A 5,387-nucleotide genomic window follows, 5' to 3' on the forward strand; every position below is an offset into this window, starting at 1 on the left:
TATAGGTGCTATCACTTATAGGTGCTATCAATTTCAGGAGCGAGCACTTATAGTCCCTTGAGAATAAACGCCTGCCAACTGAGCAGCGCCTGCTCAAAATCCTCTAGTCCACAATAGGCCTCAGATTCAGCGTCATAAAGCGACATCGCCTCTTCTAATTCATACTCCTGCTCAAATCCCAACACATTGGCATACACCCTTGCTTGTTCTCGATCTAATTCGAGGGTGAGATCAGCGCCGATCAACTGCCATGCGTCCCGTTTACCGGCTTGCAATTCGGCTACCTTGGCCAACACTTGCGCAATTTTTGCAGGATCGGCGGCTAACTCTTCGGTAAACCACTGTCCCATGACTTCATGATCCATGCTAAAGCAGGCTAAAAAAGTGCCCGTTAAACTATTGCGCCTAAATTCATATTCCATATTGCTTTCTCTTGGCTTTACGACTGATGCTAATTTTAACCTATCATAGACCAAGTTGCTCAGCTAGCCGTGACGCCGAGCAAAAACCCTCGTTCACTTCGCGCCCCCTAAGCCAGCACCGCTGGCCATCAAAGAAGCATAGGCGACATCACCGATAACAAACCGCCCTTCAACCTCCCTACTCGCCCCCCTTTCCACCAATCTCCTCCGCTTGTCCCAACCAATCACCACCATTCCCGTCAATGGCTTCATTTTCACAGTAAAATCAGTTAGCTTGATCGGATGATGTTATCGGTGATGGAAATGGGATATGCACGATGGATTTATTTACAGCTTAGTGCTGAGCGGCCCGCTCGCGGGAACAAGCTTAACCCTTGAACAACTTGAAACTTGGGAACCGCAGCAAGGCTTAATATGGTTACACCTGCGCTATCGCCACAAAAAAGCCCGCCACTGGATCCTCAATAGCGGCTTGCATAAAGTCGAGACTGATGCCCTGCTCGCCCAAGATACTCGCCCAAGGGCAGTTATCGCCGGTGATGGCATATTACTGGCCCTGCGCGGCGTCAACCTCAACCCCGATTCCGCGCCTGAAGACATGGTGGCCATTCGGATTTATGCAGATAAACAGCGGATCATCTCCACCAGCGATCGCCAATTGCATTCAGTTAAAGATGTGGCAGAACAGATTATGGCGGGCACAGGCCCCACCACCACGGGCGACTTTATTGTGGCCATCTGTGAAAATCTCACCAATCGCAAAGTAGAATTTATTGACAGCCTTGAGGATCAACTCGGTCAGGTCGAAGAACAAGTCGTGTCCGGTAATGTTAAGGATCTGCGTACGGACATCGCCGAGCTACGGCGCCAAACCGTGGCGATAAGGCGCTATTTGGCGCCCCAAAAAGAAGCGTACTCGAAAATGGTCTCCGATCAGCTCAATCTATTTAATGACCATGAACGCCTAAAACTGCGGGAAATTAACGACAAGCTTATCCGCACCATTGAAGATCTGGATGCCCTGCGCGATAGGGCCAATGTCACCCAAGAAGAATTACTCAGCCAGCAATCAGAACAGCTCAATAAACGCTTATATTTCTTATCGTTAGTGTCAGTGGTCTTCTTACCCCTAACCTTCCTCACCGGCCTACTCGGAGTGAATATCGGCGGGATCCCGGGGGCAGATAATCCATGGGCCTTTGCGACCTTTTGCGGGATCCTCTTCTCATTGATTGCCCTACAAATGGCGCTATTTTACCGCTTTAAGTGGTTATGACATCTGCATAAATGACCACGCCAATCCGTTGGGATTGGCGTGGTCATTTAGGTCAGCTAAGTCAATAACGCTTAAGCGGCTTCGAACAGATCCTCATGCAAGGCCTTTACCACTTGGGCGGCTTCGGCTTCAGCCACCAGCACACACAAATTGTGTGGGCTCGCCCCTTGGCAGATCATGCGCACATTATGGGGCGCTAATACCTCAAACACCCGGCGACAAATCCCTGCCGTTGTGGCAATGCGATTGCCGATAATCGCCACTAAGGCTAAACCATCTTCAACCCCTACACGGCAATGCTGAGAGAGCTCTTGGAGCAGCGCTTCGGTTAATAGCCCTTGGCCGCTCGAATCCGAACCCGTTTTATCCAAGGTCAAAGACACGTTAACTTCTGATGTGGTGATGAGATCCACACTGATCTTATGCCGCGCCAAGGTTGCAAAGGTTTCCGCCAAGAAACCTTGAGCATGCAGCATTTGCAAACTGTGCAGATTGAGCAAGGTTTGATCACGCCGCAGCGCCACCGCCCGGAAAACCGGCGCATCTTCCACTTGATGGCGGATCCAAGTCCCGCCCTTTTCGGGCTCCTTGCTCGAGCCAACAAACACCTGAATTTGCTGGCGTACCGCCGGCAGAATGGTCGCAGGATGTAGCACCTTAGCACCAAAGGTGGCCATTTCAGCCGCTTCATTAAAACTAATTTCAGCAATAGGATGCGCATTGGGCGCAAGACGAGGATCGGTTGTATAAATCCCGGCCACATCGGTCCAAATCTCTACCGCGCTGGCACGCAGTGCTTCAGCTAATAATGCGGCAGAATAGTCACTGCCGCCACGGCCCAATGTCGTCGTGTTACCCGCCGCATCAGCCCCTATAAACCCTTGAGTGACAATCACTTGCTCAGAAAGTAACGGCTGTAGAAAATCGCGCGCAAGCGTCGCAATTTGCTCAACCTGAGGCTCTGCTCGGCCAAAGTGACTATCGGTACGCAGCACTTGACGCACATCAAAGGCATTGGCATTCGCCCCCTTTTCACGTAACACCGCGGCAAATAACGCCGAAGAGCATTGCTCGCCCAAAGATAACAGCTCATCCATGGTCGCTTTACTGCGCTGCGATGCTAAGGATTCACTCAAGAGCGCCATACGACTCAATAGTTTATCTAATGCGGCGGCCACATCGCTTGGGCGACCTAGCTTATCTAAAATCGCATATTGGATTTGCGCAATCTGTTTTAATCGTTGGAGGCGTCCATCGTCATTTATCGACTCTTGGGTTAATTCCACCAATAGATTAGTCACACCGCTAGAGGCGCTCACCACCACCAAGCGGCAATTAGGATTTGCCAATACGATGTCGGCACAGCAATTCATCGCACCGTAGTCGGCAACGGAGGTTCCACCAAATTTTGCGACCACAAGAGACATTAGCGCACCTCCACAAACAAAGCGGTAGGGACACTCAATTGAATTAAATGATGATTAACTAACATGATTACACTCCGAACTCACTTCGTTCGAAGAGCCTGGTGCTCAATGATACGCACCCTAATAGAAGGGAAACAGCAATCGTCACCAGAAGCTCTCCACCAATGACAGGTGACAATCGTCAGGATTCAGCCTGAACGACCGACATAAATATGCCACAACCATATCTATGCCTCGGCGTTAATCTCCCTCATCCGCTATCGCTGGAGTTTGTGCTCCTCCACGGATTACCTAGTTAACGCTCCTCTTCTGTTCCTTTCCTCAGGAAAGGGAAGAAAAAAGTAACAATAAACGCCCAATCAAGTCAACGCCAATTTCACAACAAATGACAAATTAGCATTAAAATCATTAAAAATAGTATATTAAGCGTCTAAATCGGGTAATTCATATACAAGTTGCACATAATCACTAAAGCAACCTAAACACACCTCGTCATAGCCCGCCAACGTACAAGGCACTAACGTCACTTCGCCCTGCTCCACCATATAAATCGCGTATTGATTAAATTTTTTCCCAAGTTGCAGCGCGCAGGCTTTGTCGACACACACCGCCCAGCTTTTTTCCATATAGGATAAATCGGCCGCCGCCCCAACCAACGCGCGGTATGGCCTTGCGAGTAATTCGATGTCATGTAATAACTGCCGATCCCGCAAACGATTTTGGCTGGGAGCCAGGATGCCAGAAGCGGGATTGTGCGCGGTAATGATCGCAAAAGATAAATCAGGGGATAAAGCTTGAGTGAGTAAAAATAACGGAGACTGGTAGCAGCGCCACAAATGTTGAGTCTGTTGAGTCGGATTGTCCATCGGCTGTCTAGTCAAAAAATGAACCTGCGTAAGTGTAGCAGAAGGAGGTAAAAATCCCAATAGACGTGAAGTGGGTCACAAGAATAGCAAATACATTAGTTATACTAATCAATCACTAAAGTAAAAATCATGGTAAACTCGCTCTTTAGGGTGAATTTTGTTAACATTTCATTTGTTAACAAATGCCTAAAACGAGTACAATATAGTCACTGGCTTAGTTGTACAAAGCGTCACAATGCTTAGCGTCCAACTCAGTTCATTATCGTTATTGACACAGATAATCAAACTGGCCAGTCATCTGTTTTAAATGTGTTCTACATTTGATTTATCATTTAAACATTTAAAAAAATCAATAGTTAAGGAACTATTTCTAACTATTGCTTATCGAAGTTGATACTCGTTACGTTTAACCGTATTACACTGTAAGCGTAAGCTTTATAAATACATCCTGGCATGTCGCCATAAAGATCTTTCCTTTAGTGCACTGCACCTCGAGGAAGTATCAACATTTTATGAATATAAGCATCCGATGTAAGTGGTGCTTATTGGTTAGAATAGAACTGAATAAAATTTAGGTAAATAACATGCAAAATCCGCACATTCTGATCGTTGAAGATGAAGCCGTTACCCGTAACACGCTAAGAAGTATTTTCGAGGCAGAAGGGTATGTGGTCACTGAAGCCAATGATGGCGCAGAAATGCATAAGGCTATGCAGGAAAACAAAATTAACTTGGTCGTAATGGATATTAACCTACCAGGTAAAAACGGTCTGTTGTTGGCGCGTGAACTACGTGAAATCAATAACATCGGTCTGATTTTCTTGACTGGCCGTGACAACGAGGTCGACAAAATCCTTGGACTTGAAATTGGCGCGGACGATTATATTACCAAGCCGTTCAACCCACGCGAACTGACGATCCGTGCTCGTAACCTTCTGACTCGTGTCAATAGCGCAGGCAACGAAGTCGAAGAAAAGAGCTCTGTCGAATACTATCGCTTTAACGATTGGAGCCTAGAAATCAATAGCCGTTCGTTGGTAAGCCCACTGGGTGAATCCTACAAACTGCCACGCAGTGAGTTCCGCGCTATGCTGCACTTTGTTGAAAATCCAGGTAAAATTTTAACTCGTGCCGATCTGCTGATGAAGATGACTGGCCGTGAGTTAAAGCCGCACGATCGTACTGTTGACGTGACTATCCGTCGTATCCGTAAGCACTTCGAAAGCTTGCCAGATACGCCAGAAATCATCGCGACTATCCACGGTGAAGGCTACCGTTTCTGCGGTAACTTAGAAAACTAACCTGCGACCTCGCGGTTAAATCCAATAAAAGCCAGATCCTCGGATCTGGTTTTTTTATTGCTGCAACAGCATCAATGCCCACCAAGGCTTATCAC

Annotated in this window: 5 protein-coding genes and 1 riboswitch; of the genes, 2 read left to right on the forward strand and 3 right to left on the reverse strand. The window is 47.5% G+C overall.

What is annotated here, in order from left to right; translation table 11 throughout:
- Window positions 1-47 precede the first annotated feature (47 nt).
- A complete protein-coding gene (locus ACRCZA_RS00590) occupies window positions 48-422 on the reverse strand; it encodes a YacL family protein (protein ID WP_438672550.1) in 375 nt (124 codons plus the stop codon).
- 310 nt (window positions 423-732) lie between these two features.
- On the opposite strand from ACRCZA_RS00590, the gene zntB reads away from it, so the two are divergent.
- Window positions 733-1,698 carry a zinc transporter ZntB gene (gene zntB, locus ACRCZA_RS00595; protein WP_438672551.1) on the forward strand — a complete coding sequence of 322 codons (966 nt, stop codon included), beginning with the start codon at window positions 733-735 and terminating at the stop codon, window positions 1,696-1,698.
- A 71-nt stretch (window positions 1,699-1,769) separates the two neighbouring features.
- Here zntB and lysC read toward each other — a convergent pair whose 3' ends face one another.
- Entirely contained in the window at window positions 1,770-3,125 is a 1,356-nt protein-coding gene (lysC, locus tag ACRCZA_RS00600) for a lysine-sensitive aspartokinase 3 (protein ID WP_438672552.1), read from the reverse strand.
- A gap of 143 nt (window positions 3,126-3,268) precedes the next feature.
- Window positions 3,269-3,442, reverse strand: a riboswitch (Lysine riboswitch).
- A gap of 105 nt (window positions 3,443-3,547) precedes the next feature.
- The gene (locus ACRCZA_RS00605) at window positions 3,548-3,991 is read right to left on the reverse strand and encodes a DUF3293 domain-containing protein (protein ID WP_438672554.1); all 444 of its coding nucleotides are present in this window, start codon (window positions 3,989-3,991) and stop codon (window positions 3,548-3,550) included.
- A gap of 584 nt (window positions 3,992-4,575) precedes the next feature.
- Between ACRCZA_RS00605 and arcA the strand changes: the two genes are divergently transcribed.
- Window positions 4,576-5,292: a two-component system response regulator ArcA gene (gene arcA, locus ACRCZA_RS00610; protein ID WP_438672553.1), complete on the forward strand. Its 717-nt coding sequence runs from the start codon at window positions 4,576-4,578 to the stop codon at window positions 5,290-5,292.
- The last annotated feature ends 95 nt before the right edge of the window (window positions 5,293-5,387 follow it).

The organism is Shewanella sp., assembly GCF_051658185.1.
Taxonomy (GTDB): Bacteria; Pseudomonadota; Gammaproteobacteria; order Enterobacterales; family Shewanellaceae; genus Shewanella.

Excerpts from the sequence above, each read along its gene's own strand:
- ACRCZA_RS00590 (WP_438672550.1), bottom strand. The coding sequence starts at position 422 with ATGGAATATGAATTTAGGCGCAATAGTTTAACGGGCACTTTTTTAGCC.
- zntB (WP_438672551.1), top strand. The coding sequence starts at position 733 with ATGCACGATGGATTTATTTACAGCTTAGTGCTGAGCGGCCCGCTCGCG.
- lysC (WP_438672552.1), bottom strand. The coding sequence starts at position 3,125 with ATGTCTCTTGTGGTCGCAAAATTTGGTGGAACCTCCGTTGCCGACTAC.
- ACRCZA_RS00605 (WP_438672554.1), bottom strand. The coding sequence starts at position 3,991 with ATGGACAATCCGACTCAACAGACTCAACATTTGTGGCGCTGCTACCAG.
- arcA (WP_438672553.1), top strand. The coding sequence starts at position 4,576 with ATGCAAAATCCGCACATTCTGATCGTTGAAGATGAAGCCGTTACCCGT.